The 22,560-nt window shown below is 39.9% G+C and carries 18 protein-coding genes; 9 read left to right on the forward strand and 9 right to left on the reverse strand.

Annotated elements, in window-relative coordinates; all coding sequences use genetic code 11:
- Positions 1–43: 43 nt before the first annotated feature.
- Complete coding sequence (locus H5162_RS07755; RefSeq protein WP_182778159.1) at positions 44–1,516, reverse strand: S41 family peptidase; 1,473 nt, start codon at positions 1,514–1,516, stop codon at positions 44–46.
- 318 nt (positions 1,517–1,834) lie between these two features.
- On the opposite strand from H5162_RS07755, the gene H5162_RS07760 reads away from it, so the two are divergent.
- A complete protein-coding gene (locus H5162_RS07760; protein ID WP_259398186.1) occupies positions 1,835–3,379 on the forward strand; it encodes a diguanylate cyclase in 1,545 nt (514 codons plus the stop codon).
- Between the two features lie 24 nt (positions 3,380–3,403).
- Here the strand turns inward: H5162_RS07760 and H5162_RS07765 are convergent, their stop codons facing one another.
- Positions 3,404–3,826 carry a VOC family protein gene (locus H5162_RS07765; RefSeq protein WP_145234299.1) on the reverse strand — a complete coding sequence of 141 codons (423 nt, stop codon included), beginning with the start codon at positions 3,824–3,826 and terminating at the stop codon, positions 3,404–3,406.
- Positions 3,827–4,417: 591 nt separating this feature from the next.
- Here H5162_RS07765 and H5162_RS07770 point away from each other — a divergent pair.
- A complete protein-coding gene (locus H5162_RS07770; RefSeq protein WP_182778163.1) occupies positions 4,418–6,601 on the forward strand; it encodes a fasciclin domain-containing protein in 2,184 nt (727 codons plus the stop codon).
- Positions 6,602–6,671: 70 nt separating this feature from the next.
- Here H5162_RS07770 and H5162_RS07775 read toward each other — a convergent pair whose 3' ends face one another.
- Together H5162_RS07775 and H5162_RS07780 are read right to left on the reverse strand one after the other, a co-directional pair.
- On the reverse strand, positions 6,672–7,496 hold the full coding sequence (locus H5162_RS07775; protein WP_182778165.1) for a sterol desaturase family protein: 825 nt from the start codon (positions 7,494–7,496) through the stop codon (positions 6,672–6,674).
- Positions 7,493–7,936: an SRPBCC family protein gene (locus H5162_RS07780; protein WP_182778167.1), complete on the reverse strand. Its 444-nt coding sequence runs from the start codon at positions 7,934–7,936 to the stop codon at positions 7,493–7,495. The genes H5162_RS07775 and H5162_RS07780 overlap by 4 nt, the downstream gene beginning before the upstream one ends.
- A gap of 96 nt (positions 7,937–8,032) precedes the next feature.
- Here H5162_RS07780 and H5162_RS07785 point away from each other — a divergent pair, with 96 nt between their 5' ends.
- Both H5162_RS07785 and H5162_RS07790 read left to right on the forward strand, forming a co-directional pair.
- Positions 8,033–9,031 carry an AraC family transcriptional regulator gene (locus tag H5162_RS07785; RefSeq protein ID WP_182778169.1) on the forward strand — a complete coding sequence of 333 codons (999 nt, stop codon included), beginning with the start codon at positions 8,033–8,035 and terminating at the stop codon, positions 9,029–9,031.
- Between the two features lie 94 nt (positions 9,032–9,125).
- Complete coding sequence (locus H5162_RS07790) at positions 9,126–9,881, forward strand: ABC transporter substrate-binding protein (protein ID WP_145234308.1); 756 nt, start codon at positions 9,126–9,128, stop codon at positions 9,879–9,881.
- Here the strand turns inward: H5162_RS07790 and H5162_RS07795 are convergent.
- Positions 9,878–10,288 (reverse strand): NUDIX hydrolase, encoded by a 411-nt coding sequence (locus tag H5162_RS07795; RefSeq protein WP_182778171.1) that lies wholly within the window; start codon positions 10,286–10,288, stop codon positions 9,878–9,880. The two genes, H5162_RS07790 and H5162_RS07795, sit on opposite strands and share 4 nt — an antisense overlap.
- 252 nt (positions 10,289–10,540) lie before the next feature.
- Here H5162_RS07795 and H5162_RS07800 point away from each other — a divergent pair, with 252 nt between their 5' ends.
- Both H5162_RS07800 and H5162_RS07805 read left to right on the forward strand, forming a co-directional pair.
- A complete protein-coding gene (locus H5162_RS07800; RefSeq protein ID WP_182778173.1) occupies positions 10,541–12,430 on the forward strand; it encodes an AMP-binding protein in 1,890 nt (629 codons plus the stop codon).
- Between the two features lie 119 nt (positions 12,431–12,549).
- A complete protein-coding gene (locus H5162_RS07805; protein WP_182778175.1) occupies positions 12,550–13,818 on the forward strand; it encodes a mechanosensitive ion channel family protein in 1,269 nt (422 codons plus the stop codon).
- Between the two features lie 3 nt (positions 13,819–13,821).
- Here the strand turns inward: H5162_RS07805 and H5162_RS07810 are convergent, their stop codons facing one another.
- Positions 13,822–14,706: a LysR family transcriptional regulator gene (locus H5162_RS07810; protein WP_182759431.1), complete on the reverse strand. Its 885-nt coding sequence runs from the start codon at positions 14,704–14,706 to the stop codon at positions 13,822–13,824.
- A gap of 110 nt (positions 14,707–14,816) precedes the next feature.
- On the opposite strand from H5162_RS07810, the gene H5162_RS07815 reads away from it, so the two are divergent.
- Complete coding sequence (locus tag H5162_RS07815) at positions 14,817–15,959, forward strand: alkene reductase (protein ID WP_182778177.1); 1,143 nt, start codon at positions 14,817–14,819, stop codon at positions 15,957–15,959.
- A gap of 85 nt (positions 15,960–16,044) precedes the next feature.
- On the opposite strand, the gene H5162_RS07820 is transcribed toward H5162_RS07815, so the two are convergent.
- Positions 16,045–16,572, reverse strand: coding sequence for a hypothetical protein (locus H5162_RS07820; protein ID WP_182757438.1), 528 nt, complete (start codon positions 16,570–16,572; stop codon positions 16,045–16,047).
- Between the two features lie 319 nt (positions 16,573–16,891).
- Between H5162_RS07820 and H5162_RS07825 the strand changes: the two genes are divergently transcribed.
- The gene (locus tag H5162_RS07825; RefSeq protein ID WP_149979997.1) at positions 16,892–18,232 is read left to right on the forward strand and encodes an L-cystine transporter; all 1,341 of its coding nucleotides are present in this window, start codon (positions 16,892–16,894) and stop codon (positions 18,230–18,232) included.
- A gap of 315 nt (positions 18,233–18,547) precedes the next feature.
- Positions 18,548–20,815 carry a catalase/peroxidase HPI gene (gene katG, locus H5162_RS07830; protein ID WP_182778179.1) on the forward strand — a complete coding sequence of 756 codons (2,268 nt, stop codon included), beginning with the start codon at positions 18,548–18,550 and terminating at the stop codon, positions 20,813–20,815.
- Between the two features lie 147 nt (positions 20,816–20,962).
- On the opposite strand, the gene H5162_RS07835 is transcribed toward katG, so the two are convergent.
- Positions 20,963–21,160 carry a CPXCG motif-containing cysteine-rich protein gene (locus H5162_RS07835; RefSeq protein WP_145234329.1) on the reverse strand — a complete coding sequence of 66 codons (198 nt, stop codon included), beginning with the start codon at positions 21,158–21,160 and terminating at the stop codon, positions 20,963–20,965.
- Between the two features lie 540 nt (positions 21,161–21,700).
- Complete coding sequence (gene bla / locus H5162_RS07840) at positions 21,701–22,495, reverse strand: subclass B1 metallo-beta-lactamase (RefSeq protein WP_220493553.1); 795 nt, start codon at positions 22,493–22,495, stop codon at positions 21,701–21,703.
- Positions 22,496–22,560: the final 65 nt, after the last annotated feature.

Genomic DNA, 22,560 nt, shown 5'->3' on the forward strand with positions numbered 1-22,560 from the left:
CCCTTATAGTTGAAAAGTCAAAGCCGCTCATTGAGCGGCTTTTTTATAACTGTTTAATTTTTTCTAATAGCTTATCGGTTGTCCAATCAATATCGTTGTAGGCAATATCGGGTTTATAGTAATCGCCCTTTCCTCTTGCTCTATCAACATACACTTTATTAGGGATAATCACTTTACCTAACCCTGAGGGTAACTCGGCTAGTCGAACATCCATATACAATGAGTCAGCACTGCTTGGCGCGCCAAATAACTGAGTGTTTGAAAACTGTTTAAATACATCAATGGCGTCAAGACAGGCACTTGCACACTGTGGCGGCACAATAACAAAAACCTGTGTTTTAAAGTCACTCACTGGCACTGTATTTTCGATTTGGTTTGATTTATTTTGCAGCTCTTCGATATAAAATAGCTTATTATTTTCAAATGACTGCGCCATACCTGCAGCTATTTCTTTAAACTCTTTTTGTGCTTTAGGTTGATCTTTCAACACTTCAATTAATGATTCAACATGGTTAGTATTATCTTTTGACGCTCTCCACCAAACCCGGCTATTTTGTGAGTAGTTATCCATTTTTTGTTCAACAATTTGCTCACCCCACAACGCTTTTGCAAGCTTTAAGCTCCAATACGACGAGCCACCTTGGTTATGACGAAGATCTAAAACCACCGTTTTTGCACTGAGTAACTTAGTACGTTGTTCAGTCACTTTTTTATACAGGTTGTTGTAATCATGAGTTTGCTTATCGTTATTTGCAAAACTGGGCATAGCAATCCACGCTATGTTTTGCGAAGGCCAAGTTAAATCGGTTGTAAGCTCATCCCCATTATAGGCATGTGTTAAATGCTTACTTACACTCTTTGGCCGAACAGACCAATCAAGGGTTTTACTGTAAGCTTGCCCATTAGCTTTAATAAATTGACATTCTTTTAGAGGTGTTAAAAATGGGTTGCCCTCATCAATTAGTAACCGCCAACCTTGCTGCCACCAATGCCCAGGTTGTGTAACCTGTCCATGAAATTTAAACACTCTTTGTCGCATTAACGTCTCGGTACTTTGCCCATCGCAACCACTTATCACATCACCTTTATTTATATTATCTGTTTCACTGTAATACACTTTTAATGCATCACCCCGCCAAACTGCACTAAAACCAGGCCAACGACGAGCAGGTCGTTCAACGCTTGAAAACACACCTGCATGACCATCTTGTAGCACAGTACTAAAACGCGCAATTGCCGCAACATGAACCTGCGGCCCGCTCGCTTTGGCAGAAAGTGCAAGTGCTTCTACTTTTGCTTGCTTTAATAGTTCAGGAAAGGCTGGGTTGTTAACATCAAACATGCCAGGGTGGTTTTTTGCCGATATGCTGTATGCAGCTTCAATATCACGCTCAGTAACACTGCGCCATTGCTCTGAGGTTTGAGGAGAAACTAGTAACTCGGCCATGCTCAAGGTAGGCGTAATTAATAAAGCGCTCAATAAAGTACGATTAACTATTGTTGTTTTTATTTTCATGAAAATCCTTTTTAATGCGATCAATTACTTTAGATCCACCAAGGGTGATCAACCCCCCGATCTCAAGCAAGTAAAAAACTACCAGTTTATTTTAAAGCAATAACTTATCAGAACACCTTAACCCGAAGCCAGTCGAAGTTCAACTAACTGCAGCCTAGGTCACTATTTCTTATCAATATTTACTAGTAAAGCAAACTAGCTTTGCTAGTATGAGGTAATTATTATTTTTATGTCTCACTTATGCGCAATACTACCGTGAAAATAAGGAATAGCTTCCTCTTCCCAAGCTCCCGCTTCCTCAGGTTCAACGGTATCATATTGGCTTTTATTACTCTGCTATTGAGCGGCGCAGCTTTCGCTGAAGATAACTGTTATTTAACAGCTATTGCAAACAATGTATCAACCCCCTTGTTGCAAGCTGTTGCATCAGACATAAGACTAGAAAAAGGGGTTAACAAATTTGAATTAGTATGTACCCTAAGCCAAAGTGGTGTATTCACTTTTACTCGTCCTGCACTTAAGAGTTTTTCGTGGCAACAAGATGGCGTATCAAAGACCCCCTTAAAAACGAATCAGATAGCCGTTTTAATGGAGCAAGGCAGCTTTAACGCGCAGCTCATTGTAACAGTAACAAATAACTACACTCCTCGTTTTACATGGCTAAATACACAACAGTTTATTGGCAGAGTTCAGTTATATAATTTAATTTTCGGAGTGTTTTATGGCTTGTGTGCCACACTTATTTTTTATGTACTAATAATAGGTTATGGTATTAAAGATGCTATTTTCAAACAGTATGGTGCATACCTTTTTTGTATTGCTAGCTTTATCTTTTTACAAGAAGGTCAACCCTATTTATTTGCTCAAAATCAGTTTTCTGAGTTTATCAGAAATCTTTATTCATTAAGCATTGGTTTAACCGTATTAAGTGCGACTTGGTTTATGTGCGCAATATTAGAATTGCCGCAATATTGGCCAAAAGTGAGTAAATTTTTAAAAATTGCCGCTTTATGTGTACTTACCTTGTGCTTACAAAAAGTAGCCTTAGATTTACCCGCTATTGCTGATATCACCTCAGCGATTACAGGCTACTTATCATTATTGATTGTAATGAGTATTTTTATACTCTCAGCCGTGCAAGCTAAGCAAGGTGTGAATGAGGCAGGCTTAGTTTTTATAGCCTTAAGCTGTGTATTTATTAGTATGACTTTTAGAATATTACTCACCGAATACAGCCCTTTTATTCAACGTTATGGGTTTGTGATTGCTTTTACTCTTGAGTCATTACTACTGGCCATCGCCGTCGCCAAGCGAATACAAAGACTCAGTTATGCAAAAAAACAGGCTGAACGACACGCTAATTACGACCCCCTTTGTCATATACATAATCGTCGCGGTTGGAGCTTAAAAGCAAACGACTTATTAACTCAACATGCTCAACAAGGCGGTATCCTGTGTTTTTTATATATAGACTTAGACCGCTTTAAAGTAATAAATGATAGTTATGGCCATGATGTTGGCGATAAAGTGTTAAGCAAAGTAGCGCAATTGATTAATAACCATATGCGCAGTGAAGATGCGGTTGGACGCTTAGGCGGGGATGAGTTTGTGGCTATGGCATTATTTACCAGCAAAGATAAAATTAACCAACGAGTTGCGACTCTTGAACAAAAGTTAAATGCGCTTAGCTTAGAGCACCAAGGTAACACCATCGCTATTTACGCAAGCGTAGGGCAAATCAACTATAGCGAAGCGCCTAAAAATTTAGATGAGGTTTTAAAAGCCGGTGATGAAGCAATGTATCAAAAAAAGTCATTACGAAAAGCGCAGGCTAAGCAAACCTACACAAGAGAAAACGCCTAAAGTAATCGTTTAGGCGCATAATCATTACTCGTCTTTTTTGAATAAGACTTCTGGGTTTACCATAGTTTTCATTTCTAAAACATTGCCGTTTGGATCTTCAATAAAAAACGTCTCTTGTTCAAATTCATTGCCAACAAAACGACGGTATGGTTTATCTAAATATTCGAGACCAGCAGCCGCAATGCGCGTTTTTAAAGCTTGAAATTGATCTTCTGATAGATGAATGCCAAAGTGAGGGACTGCCACCGCGCCCATATCAACATCATGACGTACCGTTGGTAAGCGCTCTTCGCTTTGGTGAAGCGTTAACTCGTTACCCCAAAAATCAATGTCTACCCATCGCCCTGCTTCACTATTGCCCGTTTTACAGCCAAGTACGTCACAATAAAATGTTTTCGCTTTTTCGAGATCACCTGCCGGTATTGCCAAGTGCAAACAGTTGGACATAAATTACCTTCATTAATAACTTTTAACATATGAAATATGCTGCATTATACATAAATTGCAATTTATATAACATTAACAACATCTGTTTTGTGCTATTAAATGCGAGGGCTATGGTTTGTGATGTGCGCGCTAAAAGTAAATTTTTATTATTAAAATTCGTCAATCCAAAATTATTAATTCCTATCATGGTATCAGCAGCTTTGATAGGCCTTATTGTCTAGTTTATGTCATTCCCGAAGAGTCATAGTAGCAATACTTATTTATCAATATACGCCTAGCCGACAGCTTTGCCATTGGCTTTCTTGCAAGCTCTGTCATCATATTTTATGGTTATTACATCGAGCACAGTGTTGATGACTTTACTGGCGCTTTAGGAATGTGTGTATTCTTCATCCGTGTATATCTGCAGCGTATTTATTTTTATTAGGGGCGCCAAATCCTTAGTAACCTGAATTTTTTCTAAATAGTCTAATAAAATCTTAACGATATCCCAAAACAAAAAATAACAGGCCTTTTTTTGATCAGTTATAGCTTCCCTTACGTAATGTTCACACAGCTATAACACTGTAACATTCAATTAAAGGAAAAATTATGAATAAAGTATTTAAGCTATGCGCAGTCATACTTCCCTTGTTACTGATCCAAGGCTGTAATGACGATGATAACGTACCTGTAAGTACTGACCCACAACCAATTACTACCATTTTTGATGCTGCACAAAGTTCTGATGATTTCACTACACTCGTTGCAGCTTTAGAAGCAACAGGTCTTGACGAGACTCTTGATGATGCAACGAATAGTTACACAGTATTTGCTCCCACCGATGCGGCTTTTGCATTACTAGGTGAAGACAAAATCAACGCTTTATTAGCTGATACTGACAAGCTTAGTTCAATATTAACCTATCATGTTTTATCAGGTAGTGTTGATGCACAAACAGCAATTAGCCTCGCAGGCACAACGGTTGCAACTGTCAATGGTCAAAATATTGCTCTATCTTTAAATGGCGATACGCTGTTAGTAAACACAAGCACCGTTACCATGACTGATATTGAAACTGATAACGGTATTATCCACGTCATTGATGCTGTTTTAATGCCTAAAGAAGTTTCTGAAACTGCGCCAACGAAAAATATTGTTGAAACAGCGCAACAAGCTGGTAATTTTAGTACGTTACTCACAGCGCTTGATGTTGCGGGTTTAACAGCTGCATTGTCTGATAATTCAAAGGAGTATACTGTATTTGCCCCAACAGACGCTGCATTTGAAGCTGTTGGTAGCAAAATGATAAACACCCTATTAGCTAATCCAGATGTACTCGGCAATATTCTAAAACAACATGTGTTAACTGGCTCTATTGATTCAGTAACCGCAATGTCTCTAAACGGTCAATCAGCTGAAACACTGCTTGGTAATACTTTACCTATTTCAATTAACGCAGACACCAACATCTTGATGTTTGGCGGCGCTAATGTGGTAATAACTGATATAAAAACAACTAATGGCATTGTTCACGTAATTGACTCTGTGATTGTTGCTGACGTTGCCCTACCAGAGAGTTTTGGCACAATTGCGGATGTTGCAAGTGAAAATGGCAGCTTTACTACATTACTCGCCGCACTCTCAGCAACAGGTTTAGACGCATTGGTTAGCGATCCAACCAGCACATTCACGGTATTTGCACCTACTGACGCAGCATTTGCTGCCCTTGGTCAAGACACTATTGACGCTTTATTGGCAGATACCGACACGCTTCGTGATATTTTACTTTACCATGTAGTAGCAGATGCAAATGTACTATCTGATGCAGCAGCCACCATTGCAAACAGCGAGAACAACAAAGTTGAAATGGCAAATGGTGATATGGCTGCTTTATCGTATGTAGACAGCTCACTGTTTATTAATGATGCGGCGGTAACTACAGCGAATGTAACTGCTGACAACGGCGTTATTCATGTATTAAACAAAGTGATTATGCCACCCGCTGAAGTAGGCACACCGACCAAAACTATTGCAACAGTTGCCACAGAAACATCTGCATTATCTACACTAGTAACTGCACTGCAAGCAGCAGGGTTAGTGGATACGTTTAACGATACCACTAAATCGTTTACGGTATTCGCACCAACAAATGCGGCATTTAGTAAAATTCCTACCGCTGATTTAAATGCTTTATTAGCTGACACTACTGCACTTACTGGCGTACTTACTCAACATGTATTAGCTGCCCAAGTAGGTAGTACTGATGCGTTTGCTGCTAACGGTAAAATGGTCACTACACTTGCTGAGAATATGCTAAGCGTAAACGTGGTAGATTTTACCAGTACCGAAAATACAGCAACAGACAGCGTAGCTTATGAAGTAACTAATAATCGTTTAGTAACGGGTATGGCCGATGCAATGCCAGGTAAAACGTTGTATGTATTTGATAACGACTTAGGTGAAGCAATGAGCGTATGTGAAGCAACTTGTGCAACAACGTGGCCACCCGTGTTAGGCACTGCGGCGTCTATCGAAAATATTCCGGGTTTATCCTTGATTGCTCGCTCAGATGACAGTATGCAAGTCGCTTACCTTGGCCGCCCTTTATATACCTTCTCAGGTGATACGGCAGCCGGTGAAAGTAATGGTCAAGCTGTGAACGATATTTGGTGGCAAGTAAGCTTACCGGCTACATCACTACAAGTAGCTGGCAGCAATGTAACAACCACTGATATTTACACTAGCAATGGCGTTGTACACTTAATTGATACAGTGATCACAACGGCCAAATAATTAAATTTTACTGTGAGATAAGCCAGGAGTGATACTATTTGCTCCTGGCTTTTTTATATAAAAAATAGGCTTACTCATTGCTACTTTTAGAACTTGTTGGGTAACCAAACAGCACGTTTAACTTGGCTTTCAACCCTTTAGCTTGGTAGGTACTTTTAAATAAATACTGCCACTGATGAAAGGTAATTTTGATTGGGTTATTACTGTTTAGTTGGCCAATAATGCCGTATTTACAAGGCTTGTTTTCATCTTCTTCGACGTAAGTGCCAAATAATTTATCCCAAATAATTAAAACGCCAGCGAAGTTTTTATCTAAGTAGCCATTATTTATAGCGTGGTGCACCCGATGATGCGATGGGGTATTAAATAATACTTCAAACCAACCGAGCTTTTTTACCACTTGCGTGTGTACAAAAAATTGATAAGCCAAATTAAGTGCCACCACAGCAAAAACAATCACAGGCTCAAAGCCTATTAATATCATCGGCAACCAAAATAGCCACATTCCCGCCAGCGGATACATTAAACTTTGCCTAAATGCCGTGGTAAAGTTCATTTTAGTAGAACTATGATGCACTACATGAGCGGCCCATAACCAATGAATATGGTGTGATGCACGATGAAACCAATAGTATAAAAAGTCTTGCAGTAAAAAAGCGCCTAATACAGTAAATACTGTCAATTCAATATCAAATAGTCGAAACTGATACAGCCAATAAAAAAACGGCATTAATAATAATAACGCAATGGCATCGGCTCCTTGATGTAATAAAGCAAGTAACGCGTTGGCTAAGCTGTCTTTTATATCGTAGTAACGTCTAAATTTTATAAACTCAAACCCTACAAACAGCAAAAAAATAGGGCTCAGTGCCAATAAAATAATTTCAATGCTCATGGCGTTTGCTCCTGAAAATAGCTGGCTATTTTTTTAAGTGCTTGGCTAACATCTTTTTTTATAAAAAAAGCCAGTATAAAATTGGGTAACCACAAAGGCGCAATGCAACGAATATGGTAGCTGATCTCGGTGAGTGATGGCTGAGCATTATTGGCTTTTAAGTAAATATCACCACGGTGCTGTGCAACGGGTTTATCTCCTAAAATACGGTAACTAATGTGGCTATTATCGGCCGTTATTATTTGCTCTTTAAATGTTGTACCTTGCATTTTTATTTGTCTAATGGTGCCTTTTCCGCCACTTATTTCACCCGAGTCTTGCGGTGTTAACACTTTAAACTGCGCATTAAAAAAGCGCCCCAAATCAGCATGCGCTAATAATAAGGTGCGTAATTGTTCAGGCGTTGCTGCCACACTATGTTTAACATTTATCTCAATCATTGTGTGCCCCCTATTATTTTTATAGATCTCTAGCATATAAAAATATTGCATGGCAAACTTGCGATTAGATGACTATTTTTTAGCTTTAGGCGACAAATGAAAACCTTAGCCGATCATTACTTTTCTAGCTGTTTGGATTATCTTCAAAGCAAAAAATTAGATAGCCAAGAGATACTAACTACCATTGAATTTGATGAATATACAAATAAGCAAACACAACAATTAGCACCACGTATTAGCTTAAAAAGCTACAATGCGCTGCTTAGTTATGCACAGCAAACGCTAAACGACTCCTTATTTGGGTTTGAGTTAGGAAAACAAATACGTACCGCTGATTTTGGTGTACTTGGGTATTTAATTGAATCGAGTACTAATCTAGCCAGTGCCATTACTGCATTACTGAGTTACGACAGTTTAGTGGCCAACATAGGGCGTGCTGAGTTTGAACAGCAACGAACACTTTGCAAGGTAACCTGGTTAGCAGACCCACAGTGCAGCCCACAGGCCGTATTACGAAATATGACCGCGTGGGTAAGTGTTATACGCCAACTACTTAATCCTCAGCTTTCGCCTAGTTGCGTTTATTTTACAGCACGTTTTTCAGATAGTGAGTTGCAACAATTAGCGCAATGGTTTAATTGCCCAGTAAAAGCTGGCGCTAACTTTAATCAAGTAGAGTTTCCAAGTAGTTACTTAACCCTGCCTTTTAAAACCGATAACTCCCAGATTAACGCTGTGCTTAAGCAAATGTCAGAGCAACAGCTATCCCAGTTTAAAAGTCAGCAATTATTAACAGAAAAAATTAATCATATTTTAATGGCTAAATACGATTTGCAGGACTGCTCACTGATCAGAACGGCTAGTGCTTTAAATATGACCCCGCGCACAGTGCAACGACACCTAAAGCAAGAAAACACCAATTTTGGTGATCTTCTTGAGCAAGAGCAAAAACGCCGTTTGTTAACTTATATTCCTCATTATTCGCTCAGCAGTATTGCAACTATGTTGGGGTTTAATGATCAAAGCTCTTTTAATCGTGCCTTTAGGCGCTGGTATCATTGCTCACCTCGCCAATTCATAAAAAACAATAATTAAACACTTTGCTTACTCAAAAAATACATTTGTCGTATACCTTCTTACTAACTTTCTTTACACTAACCTTATGGTGTTGCTTTAAAGACAATTATTTATGCGTTTGGTGTTAGCTGTTTTTGTATTGGTTTTTTATAGTGCGGTCTGTCACGCAAACCCGGTTACCTTCATCGCTGAAGATTTACCGCCTTATCATTTTATAAACCCTCAAGGTGAAACGCAGGGCGCCTTAGTAGATATCGCTAAAGCAGTATTAAAAGGTACGGCTTTAACTGCAAAATTTGAAATAATGCCGATGGCGCGTATGTTTCCACAACAACAAGCCAATCCTAATGCAATCATGCTGTCACTGTTAAAAACTCCAAACAGAAATAGCCAGTTTAAGTGGCTGGGGAAAGTGTATTTTGCAGATGCATACCTAGTAAGTTTACGTAGTCATAACGATGAAGTGATTCACTTAAACTTTGCCAAAAAATACAAAGTAGCCACTATTCGCGGTTATTCTGCACAGGCTTATCTAGAAGCTCAAGGCTTTACTGAAAATGAGAATCTAGTCTTAGTGAGTTACTACCAGCAGCTATGGAAAATGCTGTATAAAAATCGTATCGATTTTGTGGTGACTAACACCCTCACACTTGAAAACGAGTTAAAGCGAACAGGGCTCGACCCAAGCTTAATTACTAAGCGTATACATTTAGATGAGCTACCTTCTTCTCTTCACTTTGCAGCAAGTAAGCAGCTTAACCCGCAAACAGCGAAAATTATTACTGATAGATTAAACGCGATAAAAGAAAGCGGTGAATACCAACAAATTTTAAATAAATGGCAACTCCCTATTCCAACGCGCCTTTAGTATCGAGTAGGTAAAACACCCTGTGTTAAGTAATTTTTTAATGAAGTAAATAAAGGTGAAGGTAAGTTATTAATATCGCACCAACGCCACTGTAAACATTTGTTAGGCTCTTTATTTACAGGCTCGCCACCTTCATACTTTGCCTGTACATATAAGGTAATATAGTGCTTGTTCTCAGCGCTAAAAATATCGTTGGTAAAATCGAGTTTACGAATATTAGTAACAGTAAGCCCAGTCTCTTCAGCGACTTCACGCACTGCACATTGCTCTACCGTTTCACCAAATTCTAAATGCCCCCCAAGGGTTGCCCAGGTATTTGCACCATGTGCGCCTAACCGTTCACCGAGTAAAATTTTATTATCATGCATTACTATCACTGCAACGCCTACTCTGACAACTTGACTCATTATTACCACATTAAATAGTTCATCATTTTTATATGTTACCTCATTTAAATCATCAAACTAGTCGTTAGTTCGTTATAAACCATAGCGTTAGCTAAAAACCACACAATCCGTTTATTATTTAACCGACCATAGTCGAATATCACTCCTGATAAAAAGCGCTTAGTTTTAAGGTCTGTTGATCTTTCAAGCTTTAATTTGCAAAGGTCAACAGACCCTAAATAAAGTTATATTAAATTTTGCTCAGGAGCCTTTATGTCAGGTGAATACAAACAACATTACAACGAGTTTAAACAAAACCCGGCAGCGTTTTGGTTATCGCAAAGTAAACGCCTCCCTTGGTACCAGGCTCCCGAAACAGCTTACACACAAGATGAAAACGGTTTATATCACTGGTATGCCGATGGCCAACTTAATAGCTGCTTTTTAGCCGTAGATCAGCATGTTATTGCCGGCCATGGCGATGAAACAGCGTTAATTTATGACTCACCCGTAACCAATACCGCGCGCAGCTACAGCTACTTTGAACTGCAACAAGAAGTCGCTAAATTCGCAGGATTAATGCAGTCTTTAGGCGTAACAAAAGGCGACCGCGTGGTTATTTATATGCCCATGATCCCCGAGGCCGTAATTGGCATGTTAGCCTGCGCTCGCATCGGCGCTATTCATTCGGTCGTTTTTGGCGGGTTTGCAGCACATGAGCTTGCCGTAAGAATTGATGACGCCAAGCCTAAGTTAGTACTCAGTGCCTCTTGCGGTGTAGAAGTGAATACCGTAATTGAATACAAAGAGTTACTTGATAACGCCCTCGAATCAGCCTCGTATAAAGTAGAACATTGTATTATTTATCAGCGAGAGCAAGTAACTGCACCACTTATGCCTGAGCGTGATATTGACTGGGCTGTTGCAATGCAAACAGCTACTGGCGTTGATCCTGTTCCGGTAAGTGGCGATCACCCGCTTTATATTTTATACACTTCAGGTACAACGGGTACTCCCAAGGGGGTTGTTCGTGAAAATGGCGGCCATGCCGTTGCCATGCATTACAGCATGGAAACCGTATACGGAATGAAACCTGGTGACGTGTTTTGGGCCGCTTCGGATATTGGTTGGGTTGTAGGCCATTCGTACATAGTGTATGCCCCGCTTATGTACCGCTGCGCCACTATTTTATTTGAAGGTAAACCAATAAGAACCCCGGATGCCAGTGCATTTTGGCGTGTGGTTGAACAGTATAAAGTAACGGCTTTATTTAGCGCACCAACGGCCTTTAGAGCGATAAAAAAAGAAGACCCCAATGCCGATGGGTTTAAACAATACGATACTTCAAGTCTGAAACGCTTGTTTTTAGCAGGCGAGCGCTTAGATCCCCCCACCTACGATTGGCTCAAAGAAAAAACAGGCCTACCTGTACTTGATCATTGGTGGCAAACCGAAACTGGCTGGGCGATAGCCTGTAACCCTGTCGGCATTGAGCACCTGCCTACAAAAGCAGGCAGTTCAACGGTTGCTACTCCTGGGTTTGACGTACGTATTTTAGATATGAATGGTGACCAATGCGCCCCCAATAAACAAGGTGCAGTCGTTATTAAGCTGCCTTTACCACCAGGATGTTTACCCACTATTTGGCAAAATACCGAACGCTTTAAAGCCGGTTATTTAAGTGAATATGAAGGCTATTATCTTTCTGGCGACGGCGGTTATATTGATGATGATGGCTACCTATTTATTATGGGCCGCACCGATGATGTAATTAATGTCGCGGGGCATCGTTTATCAACTGGTGAAATGGAAGAAATTGTAGCCGCTCACCCAGCAGTTGCTGAGTGTGCCGTATTTGGTATTAATGATGCGCTCAAGGGTCAAAACCCCATGGCCATGGTAGTGTTAAAAAATGATTTTCATGGCTCGCATAAAGAAGTAGAACAGCAATTGGTGCAAACCGTGCGTAATCAAATCGGCGCTATTGCGTGTCTTAAAAATATTATGTGTGTAGATCGCTTACCAAAAACACGCTCAGGTAAAATTTTACGCAAAAACTTACGTCAACTTATTGATGGTGAAGAACTGCAAATTCCATCAACCATTGACGATCCGAGTATTTTTGAGGAATTAACTCTGCAACTTGCTGAAAATAAAATATAAATATTATTTCTAAAACGTCTATTTAAGCACGGCTTAAATAGACTTTTCTCGCCCCATCTGCTTAACTAGATTTCATTAAATAGATGAAACTCACGCAAATAAATCTCTTGGGAATATAAATGACTGAAATACGATCGCAGCTGCGAGAATTTTTACTGCAATGGTTTAGTCTTTATTTTCCTGGGAGTGCGTATTTATGGTACGACATATTAGTACTGTGCTGGGTTGGCTTATTTGCGCTCATATTGCACCTCATCTTAAGGTCAGTTTCAAAACGACTACTTAGAAGCCGCTTTAGTGATAAAGTTGTTCAAACCGATACCCACACGCCTGCCGACTTAGCGCTTAAATTAACACGTAATATTTCCTTTGTTTTACAAGGTGCTGTGGTTGCTATACAAGCAAGGCTCTGGGTTCCCGAAGGAACTGCTTTTTTACATATCATTGAGATGTTTACTGATCAGTGGATCATTTTATTTGCACTACTTTCGCTGTTCTCTTTGCTTAATATTTTTCAAGCGATATCTGACAGGCAACCCATTGCAGCTCACTTTCCATTACGTGGTTTTTTACAAACAATTAAACTGATCGCCAGCGTATTAACCGGTATTTTAGCGATTTCATTATTAATGAATAAATCCCCGTTAATATTACTCAGTGGTTTAGGTGCGCTATCGGCTGTACTGCTACTGGTGTTTAAAGACGCTATTTTAGGGTTGGTGGCCGGTATTCAGCTCTCAGCAAACAATATGCTTGCGGTTGGTGATTGGTTAGAAATGCCCAAATACGGCGCAGATGGCGATGTGATTGATATAGCGTTGACCACAGTTAAAGTAAGAAATTGGGATAAAACTATTACCACTATCCCAACCTATGCGCTAATTTCTGACTCATTTAAAAACTGGCGCGGTATGTCAGAATCCGGTGGCAGGCGCATAAAACGGAGTATTCACATAGAAATGAGCAGTGTGCGCTTTTTAGATGAACAAGAAATCACCGCGCTGAAAAAAGCAGATTTATTAAGTCACTACCTCGAAATTACCCTACCGGCTATTAACGAGCAAAATACCACGAAAAAAATAGATATGAGCTGTACTTTAAATGGTCGCCGGCTCACTAATGTTGGCACATTTCGTCATTATTTAGTCGCGCTATTAAAACATCACCCACATATTCATCAGGGAATGACACTGATGGTAAGGCAACTAGAGCCAACTAAAAATGGCTTACCCATTGAGATTTATGCATTTACCAATACAACTAATTGGGGTGAATATGAAAATATTCAGTCAGATATATTTGACCATATATTAGCGATATTACCCGCCTTTTCGTTACGTGCCCATGAGGCACCAACAGGGAACGATATTCGTCAACTAATTAAATAGTCACTAAATCCGTTTTAATTGCGCTATTAACCACTGGTGAATATCGCTGTTATTTGAACGTGGATGCCATGCAGCAATCACCTTAAATGGCGGTGGTAATAATTCAACCTCAAGCTGTTTCACTTTGGCGTTTGGCAGTAAACGCGATGGGTAAAAAGCAATTAAGTCTGTACTGCAAAGCAAATCGGGGACAAATGAAAAGCCAGGCACTGACATTACAATATTGCGCGCATAGCCCTTATCAGCAAACCATTGGTCGTGAGAGCCTCGTAAGTTAGCACGGGACGCCGAAACCACTAATTGAGGGTGTGCCGCCACTTCAGCAAGATTCAATGTCGATGAAGAAAACACCGTGTCTTTCCCTGCAATACAAATATGCTGTTCTTCAAATAATGTGTCATAGATTAAGTTTGCAGGGATAAATTCAGGAAAACTAATTAATAAATCCAGCTCTCCTGCACTTATTAATTGATTAACATTATCAGAGGCAAAGTCACGAATAATCAGCTTTAATCCTGGCGCTTTGCGTCTTGTTATTTCTAATAATTGTGGCAAAAGAGCTGCTATAGCGTAATCAGTCGCACTTATTGTAAATACGCCCTTGTAGCTACTTGGGGTAAATTGTTTAGGTATTAATAACGCTTCAACCTGAGTTAATATTTGATTAACGGGCTTCTCTAGTGCAATTGCCTTAGGTGTTGCAACCATTGTATTGCCTTGGCGAATAAAAAGCCGATCGTCAAATAAGTCACGCAATTTTCGCAGCTGCTCACTAATAGCCTGCTGGGTTAAGCCCATTTTGCGCGCCACATCCGACACATTTTTTAGTTTAAGTAATGCACTCAATATTCGTAATTGTTTTATATCAAGCCGAGATATACCATTCATAATTGTATCTTAAACAAAAAAGCATTGTTTCAAATTGTACCTTTTAATCCCTATGCTCACCAGCATTGTAATTGGCGCTAAACAGCATTATTAATTTAAAAGGTATTAAAATGAGTCAACCAAGTAAAAATATCGACAGTCTATTTTCATCAATCAATTTAGGCCCACACACGCTTAAAAACCGTATTGTAATGCCGCCACTTACACGCTCACGCAGCACGGTTCCTGGCAATATCCCCAACGAAGTGATGGCCACATATTATGCACAGCGTGCTAGTGCTGGCTTTATGGTTACCGAAGGCACTCAAATTGAACCAAGAGGACAAGGGTATGCCTGGACACCGGGCATTCATTCTAATCAACAAATAGCTGGTTGGAAAAAAGTAACTGATGCAGTACATGCAGAAGGTGGAATTATTTTTGCCCAACTTTGGCATGTTGGCCGCGTTTCACACACCAGCTTACAGCCTAATGAAGCCAAACCTATTGCTCCCTCAGCTCTAACAGCTGATAGCGTTAAAGTCTTTATTGAAACAGGACCGGCTCAAGGCGCTTTAGCCAACCCAAGTGAACCACAAGCTTTGACAACCGATGCAGTAAAAGAGCTTGTTGGCATGTATGCACAAGCTGCCCGTAATGCGCTAGAAGCGGGGTTTGATGGCGTAGAACTGCATTGTGCTAATGGGTATTTAGTAAATCAGTTTATTTCTGAGCACACCAATAAACGAGATGATGAATACGGCGGCTCTCTTACTAATCGCCTGCGCTTTTTAAAAGAAATTGTCGCGGCAGTAAGTGACGTAGTAGGCCCGGAGCGCTTAGGGGTTAGATTTGCGCCCTTATTTAGCAGTACTGATGAAACCCGTGTTTATTTAGGGTTAGTAGAATCAAACCCGCACCATACCTACATTGAAGCAATTAAAGTACTTGAACAAGCCGGTATTGCCTACCTCTCAATTGCAGAAGCTGACTGGGACAATGCCCCTGATTTACCAGAGCAATTTTATCAAGCAGTCAGAGCTGAATTTTCTGGGCGTATTATTTACGCTGGTAAGTACACCGTTGAAAAAGCGGTGGCAATGTTAGCTAAGGGCTACGGTGATTTATTTGCTTTTGGTCGCCCTTTTATCGCAAACCCTGATTTACCAGCGCGCATAAAAAATCAATGGCCATTAAATGAAGCCGATGCAGCCACCATGTATGGCGGCACTGAGCAAGGTTACAGTGACTACCCTTGCTATAAAAATGATTGATAAAAATAACGGAGTAAGAGGCAGCTTAAGTTAAAAATAAATGACCCAAACATGCAGCCCATGTTTGGGTCATTACAGGGTATTACTACTTTTTATCTATCACCATTTTTAGTTCATTTAATGCAGCAACCGAAAAACCCCGATCATAAAAGTAAATAATCTTACCGCTACCATCAATTAATACGATGCGGCTATTATTCGGATTTTCATTACCAGTGAACGCTTGTACTGCATCACCGTCTTTATAAATAGTGATCACCCCGCCCCACAGTTCTTTAGGAATGCCTTTTCTCATACCGCTATCAATAAAAGTACTAAACATACGCGGCACCATGCCTTGAATTGTGGGTAACTCATAAGCGGTGACGTTTATGCCACTCATATCCAAGCCAATAAGCCAGCGATCAATATCAAATTGACTATCTTGTTTATACCCAATTAACAGTAATGTCTGTGCGTTGTTAAAGTCTGTAGGGATAGTAAATTGCTGTTGCTCCAAGCTTTCACCACTGATAGTTGGAAACTGTTTACCGACTAAGTTCTGATTTGGGTATTGACTCGAACACCCACTTAAAAAAATAAAAAACATTAAACCAACAACTGATCGCAACATCTCTGTTCTCACTATTAATTAATAATTAGGAAAAATTCTTTTGAATACAACTTTTTGATACGAATAAACACATTATTAAGATCTAAATAACGACCAAAGAAGTCCATTCATACTGTTTTTATCATTGCTTAATTTAGCATTCATTATTAGCACCTTTAAATAGAAGCTCAACGGTTATATTTGTGTGCAATAGTATTTTTTATACTCAAATATTATTAGCACATATCAATTTGTTCTATAGCATATCAAAAGTGTATTTTCGTAACCCGATACAAAACGCTAAAGTGCCGCGCTTATTCACAGCTTTAAAGAGGATGTTATGTCGCTTGCTGTTTTATTAATGCTGGCATTATTTGTCGGTTTGCTGTTTGCGATTTATCTTTTTTCGCAAAAAAGTAAAACCTTATCTCGCACTGTTTTATTTGGCTTAGTTGTTGGTAGTGCTTTTGGTTTAGCCTTACAATTTTTATTTTCCCACTCCCCGGAGTCTATTAATGACGTTTTAAGTTGGGTAAGTGTTGTTGGTAAAGGCTATGTTGGGCTATTAAAAATGATCATCATGCCATTGGTATTGGTGTTTATGATTGCCGCCGTGGTGAAACTAGAAAACCAAGGCTCTTTGGGCAAAATATCGTTCATTAGTATTGCTGTTTTACTCTTTACTACGGCAATTGCAGCCTTAATTGGTATTGCCGTAACCTATGGCTTTAATTTAAGTATTGAAGGCTTAGTTTCGGGAACCCGTGAGGCAGCAAAAATGAGCACGCTAGAGGGTAAAGCAGCTAATGTAGCTGATTTAAGTGTGCCACAAATGCTATTGAGCTTTATTCCAGAAAATCCATTTGCTGATTTAAGTAACCAACGCTCAACCTCTATAATTGCCGTCGTTATTTTTGGTGTCCTTGTAGGGATTGCCGCACGCAAGGTGATGCTTGAACGTAGCGAACTAGCAGATCCAATTCGCAACGGTGTTAACGCCTTACAAGCCATAGTAATGAACTTAGTAAGAATGGTGATAGCGCTAACGCCTTATGGCGTCGCAGGGTTAATGGCAAGCGTTGTGGCAAACTCAAGTAGCAATGATATTGTTAATTTACTGGCGTTTATTGTGGCTTCCTATGTCGCTATATTATTAATGTTTATTGCTCATGGTTTATTACTTAGCCTAGTTGGTGTGAACCCTAAGAGTTACTTTGAAAAAATTTGGCCAGTACTGACCTTTGCATTTAGCTCGCGTAGTTCAGCAGCCTCTATTCCTATGAATGTGGATGTACAAATTAACCAGCTAAAAGTGCCGCCTGCTATAGCTAACTTATCGGCTTCTTTTGGCGCCACTATTGGCCAAAATGGCTGTGCCGGTATTTACCCAGCCATGCTGGCAATGATGGTAGCACCCAGCGTAGGAATTGATCCGCTGACATTCGAATTTATTTTACCGTTAATTGGCATTGTTGTTATAAGCTCTTTTGGTATTGCCGGAGTAGGTGGTGGCGCAACGTTTGCTGCATTGGTTGTATTACCGACCATGGGCTTACCAGTTGAGATAGTCGCGTTACTGATCTCAATTGAGCCATTAATAGACATGGCACGCACCGCATTAAACGTATCAGGGTCAATGACCTCAGGTGTTATAACGAGTAAATTAATTAAAGTGCACTAGATTTTTTGTAGTCGCCCAGCTTTGGCTGGGCTTTTTTATCTGTATTACTCTCTCCGCCTTAAGTAAAAACAATCCATTTATCTAATCACTACAACAAAATCAATCACATTTATAGATTGTAGTAATCGCTTTATTTCGCACACACATTTCAGCCCGATGCTATATTCTTTTCATTGCTTTGTTATTCAGGCTTGATTAAGCCTCACTTGAGCAAACAAATTTACAACTCAATAATTTTTAAAGCGATTGAGATCTCTGTTTAAAGTAGTAATACGCTTTGTATAACGAAATTCGTTAACTTTAAGGAAGCTGACAATGAAAAACCGTTCATTCAATAAAAAAGCGCTTGTTGGATTTATAAGTATGGCACTTATATCTGGCACCGCTGTTAGCCAAGAAAAACCACAAATGTCAAAGCCACAAGGTGCTGTTGGCATGGGTGAAGCTAAAATGGGCGCAACCAGAACAAACCAGTTTTGGTGGCCAGATCAACTTAACCTTTCACCTCTGCGTGATCATGATGAACGCTCAAACCCTTACGGTGCCGACTTTAATTATGCCAAGGCATTTAATAGCCTAGATTTAGACACAGTAAAAAGTGATATTGATGCCCTACTAACACAATCTCAAGATTGGTGGCCGGCGGATTTTGGTAACTATGGGCCATTTTTTATCCGTATGACATGGCACAGCGCAGGCACTTACCGTACGCTTGATGGCCGCGGTGGTGCTGGTGGCGGTCAACAACGTTTTGAACCACTCAACAGCTGGCCAGACAACGTAAGCCTAGATAAAGCGCGTCGCCTACTTTGGCCTATTAAACAAAAATATGGAGAAGCACTTTCATGGTCAGACTTAATCGTATTAGCCGGTAACGTTGCTCTAGAAAACATGGGATTTGAAACCTATGGTTTTGCCGGCGGCCGAACTGACGACTGGGAACCAGACATGGTTTACTGGGGTCCAGAAGTAGAAATGCTTGCCAGCGACCGTGAAGATGCCAGCGGCAAATTAGAACGCCCATTGGGTGCAACTCACATGGGTTTAATTTACGTAAATCCTGAAGGCCCTAAAGGGGTTCCTGATCCAATCGGTTCAGCTAAAAATATTCGTGTGGCGTTTTCTCGCATGGCCATGAACGACGAGGAAACTCTTGCACTTATCGCAGGTGGCCACACCTTTGGTAAAATGCATGGTGCGCACAAACCTAAAGATTGTGTGAGTGCAGAGCCCGCAGCAGCAGGCATTGAAGAACAAGGGTTAGGCTGGAAAAACAAATGTGGTAAAGGCCACTCTGAAGATACCGTATCAAGTGGTTTAGAAGGCGCATGGACACAAGCTCCTACTCGCTGGTCATCACTGTACCTTAGCAATCTACTTAACTTTGAGTGGAAACAAACTCGCAGCCCAGCGGGTGCCATTCAGTGGATCCCAACGGATGAATCGTTACATAACGTTGTACCTGACGCTCATATTAAAGGTAAGTTTAACGCACCAGTAATGACCACGGCCGACTTAGCGTTAAAATTTGATCCTGAATACCGCAAAATTGCTGAACGCTTTTTAAACGACCCTAAAGAGTATCAACTGGCATTTGCTAAAGCATGGTACAAATTGACTCACCGAGATATGGGGCCACCACGTAACTTCTTAGGTAAAGAAGTTCCTAAAGAAGACTTAATTTGGCAAGATCCTATTTCAGCAGAGACTCAATCAAACATTGATGCTGGCGCAGTAAAAGAGCTTAAAGCCAGCATTTTAGATTCAGGTCTTAGCGTATCAGAGCTAGTACGTGTTGCATGGGCATCTGCTGCAAGCTACCGTCATTCCGATATGCGCGGTGGTGCCAACGGTGCACGCATTGCGCTTGCTCCACAAAAGGATTGGGCGGTAAATAATCCGGCCGAAACTGCAAAAGTACTTAAAGTATTAAAAGCGATTCAAGCCGACTTTAATGATAGTTTCTTTAGTAAAAGCCAAGTATCACTGGCCGACCTGATTGTGTTAGCTGGTAATGCAGCGATTGAAAAAGCAGCGAAAGATGCAGGCTACACAGTAGACGTACCTTTTAATGCTGGCCGTGGCGATGCTACGCAAGCTCAAACTGACGTTAATGCATTTAGTTTATTAGAGCTGCCTGCCGATGGCTTTAGAAACTACTTTGATGCTGAACAAAGCTACAAATCGCCAACTGAAATGCTAATAGATAAAGCAGATCAACTTGATCTAACAGTGCCTGAAATGACGGTATTAGTAGGCGGATTACGTTCGCTTGATGCAAACTATAAAGGCACTGACTACGGCGTATTTACTGACAAGCCAGGCACTCTAAATAACGATTTCTTTGTTAATTTATTGGATATGTCTACGGTTTGGAAAAAGTCATCAGATGCGGGGATTTATCAAGGCTTTGATCGTCAATCAGGTGAGCAAAAGTACACAGCCACTTCAGTTGACCTTATCTTTGGTTCAAATTCAGAGCTGCGTGCAGTTGCAGAAGTATATGCCTTTGATACATCAAAGCAAAAGTTTGTAGAAGACTTTGTTGCGGCATGGACTAAAGTAATGAACTTAGACCGTTAATAACCATTAAGTAATGCAACCATAGCGCTGCAATTAATTGCAGCGCTTTTTATGTTGGTTAGTCATACTCTTTTATATATTACTGCATTGCTTTGCAGCTAAACATACTGCCCAAACCTTGCTGAGTGTAAGTGCCTATAAAGATAGTCAATAAGCTTCGTCATCACTAAAAACCGTCACTGAAAGCTCTTCATCTATATTTTCAAAAACCAAAAAATTAATAGGCTTACAACAGACTTGGCAGTCCTCAATATATTGTTGATCAACATCTGCCGGATCGAGTAGCACGTCAATATTTTCACCACAATAAGGACATGCTATCGTTTTTTCAGTTAATTGATTCATTGCTATAACCTCACATATTACTTGCTATACCCATTATCATTAGACATATAGTATCAAGGTGCATTTCTTTGTGCAGGCTCTTTGTTGAATTTCTTTGCTGGAGCAATCAGCATACTATATTCACTGCTAGCTGCCCCATCACCTCACCTGATTAAAGGTTTGGTAACAATAATCCAACCAAAGTGCTTAGCCTACCTTAGGTAATAAAATGATTGCTCATTTTATAAAGCTCCTAAGCAACGTTTAAACCTCCAGCAACCTGATGATCTTCATTTACAGTAATTTTCGATAATTTGATAATCTTTAACTTCTACTTTTTTGCTAAATTATTTAGTAGTTTTATAAGTTGATAGTTCTAAACGTGGTTTAGTATTTTTTAGATGACAGTAAGAGGTTGGTTTTGGTGGCTTTAAATAAGTTAATCAATGAGTTCAGGAGGCGTAAGATTAGTTCCTATAAAGGATAATCCTACGTTCTCCCCACATAAAAGGCGCTCTATCAGAGCTTGACGAGATCTTTTATGTGATTATTAGTGTATATTTATTGTGCAGACTCACTTAAAAGCATTAATGTGTTTGAAATTAATGAAAAATCACCTAGCTCACCATGACCTGGGACTACTATCTGTGCAGAGTTATACTCCTGGCTAATATGTTTCATTCCCTGAAGCCATGAACCAATATCACTATGTGCAGTATTGCCTAAAGAGGTTGCTCCTTTAGCGCGAACGGCACAACCACCAAACAGAATTTTTTCTTGTGGTAACCAAATCATCAAGTTGTCCATTGCATGACCTGGACCTGGGTAAATAACATCAATTTTTCCTAAACTAACCATGCTTCCAGGTGAAATAATTGCTTCTAAAGATTGATCTGGTACTGGCAAGCCATACTCAGTAGCAAATTTTTGCGTTAGAGGATGCGAATAAACTGGAATTCCTTTTGATTTTAAAGCATCCGTACCCGCAATCCGATCACCATGAGCATGAGTTACTATTGATGTTTTAATCGGTAGTTTAATCTTCGTTCTAATTTGCTCCATGAGTTCTAACGTAGCAAGCTCTCCCCAAGCAGTATCCACTAAAACAACGCCTTCCCCATCTTGAACTATTAATCCACTTGAAGGAAATTTTACTCCATTTGGGTATGTATAATATGAGGTATGAACCCACACTCCTGAAGCGATCTTTTTTATTTCAACATCAGCACTTGCAAACGCCGACATTGAGATCGTAGAAAATAAAATTATTAAAGTTAGATGTATGATTCTTCTCATACTTTTCCTCTGCTGTTCAAAAAATAGTAAAATAATCGCACATAGTACTGCCGATAACATACTTACCCTCAAAGTGTTTTAACAAACAACTTAATTCATTGCTATATTAAACTCATTAAACTCAT

Origin of the sequence: Pseudoalteromonas sp. SR41-8, assembly GCF_014163915.1 — a bacterium.
In the GTDB taxonomy this organism is placed as follows: domain Bacteria; phylum Pseudomonadota; class Gammaproteobacteria; order Enterobacterales; family Alteromonadaceae; genus Pseudoalteromonas; species Pseudoalteromonas rhizosphaerae.

Bases quoted from the DNA above. Each gene is read 5' to 3' on its own strand.
- H5162_RS07775 (WP_182778165.1), bottom strand. From the start codon at position 7,496: ATGAGCATTGAAATTATTTTATTGGCACTGAGCCCTATTTTTTTGCTG.
- H5162_RS07755 (WP_182778159.1), bottom strand. From the start codon at position 1,516: ATGAAAATAAAAACAACAATAGTTAATCGTACTTTATTGAGCGCTTTA.
- H5162_RS07805 (WP_182778175.1), top strand. From the start codon at position 12,550: ATGACTGAAATACGATCGCAGCTGCGAGAATTTTTACTGCAATGGTTT.
- bla (WP_220493553.1), bottom strand. From the start codon at position 22,495: ATGTTATCGGCAGTACTATGTGCGATTATTTTACTATTTTTTGAACAG.
- H5162_RS07825 (WP_149979997.1), top strand. From the start codon at position 16,892: ATGTCGCTTGCTGTTTTATTAATGCTGGCATTATTTGTCGGTTTGCTG.
- H5162_RS07815 (WP_182778177.1), top strand. From the start codon at position 14,817: ATGAGTCAACCAAGTAAAAATATCGACAGTCTATTTTCATCAATCAAT.
- H5162_RS07810 (WP_182759431.1), bottom strand. From the start codon at position 14,706: ATGAATGGTATATCTCGGCTTGATATAAAACAATTACGAATATTGAGT.
- H5162_RS07835 (WP_145234329.1), bottom strand. From the start codon at position 21,160: ATGAATCAATTAACTGAAAAAACGATAGCATGTCCTTATTGTGGTGAA.
- H5162_RS07770 (WP_182778163.1), top strand. From the start codon at position 4,418: ATGAATAAAGTATTTAAGCTATGCGCAGTCATACTTCCCTTGTTACTG.
- H5162_RS07790 (WP_145234308.1), top strand. From the start codon at position 9,126: ATGCGTTTGGTGTTAGCTGTTTTTGTATTGGTTTTTTATAGTGCGGTC.
- H5162_RS07820 (WP_182757438.1), bottom strand. From the start codon at position 16,572: ATGTTGCGATCAGTTGTTGGTTTAATGTTTTTTATTTTTTTAAGTGGG.
- H5162_RS07765 (WP_145234299.1), bottom strand. From the start codon at position 3,826: ATGTCCAACTGTTTGCACTTGGCAATACCGGCAGGTGATCTCGAAAAA.
- H5162_RS07780 (WP_182778167.1), bottom strand. From the start codon at position 7,936: ATGATTGAGATAAATGTTAAACATAGTGTGGCAGCAACGCCTGAACAA.
- katG (WP_182778179.1), top strand. From the start codon at position 18,548: ATGAAAAACCGTTCATTCAATAAAAAAGCGCTTGTTGGATTTATAAGT.
- H5162_RS07795 (WP_182778171.1), bottom strand. From the start codon at position 10,288: ATGAGTCAAGTTGTCAGAGTAGGCGTTGCAGTGATAGTAATGCATGAT.
- H5162_RS07800 (WP_182778173.1), top strand. From the start codon at position 10,541: ATGTCAGGTGAATACAAACAACATTACAACGAGTTTAAACAAAACCCG.
- H5162_RS07785 (WP_182778169.1), top strand. From the start codon at position 8,033: ATGAAAACCTTAGCCGATCATTACTTTTCTAGCTGTTTGGATTATCTT.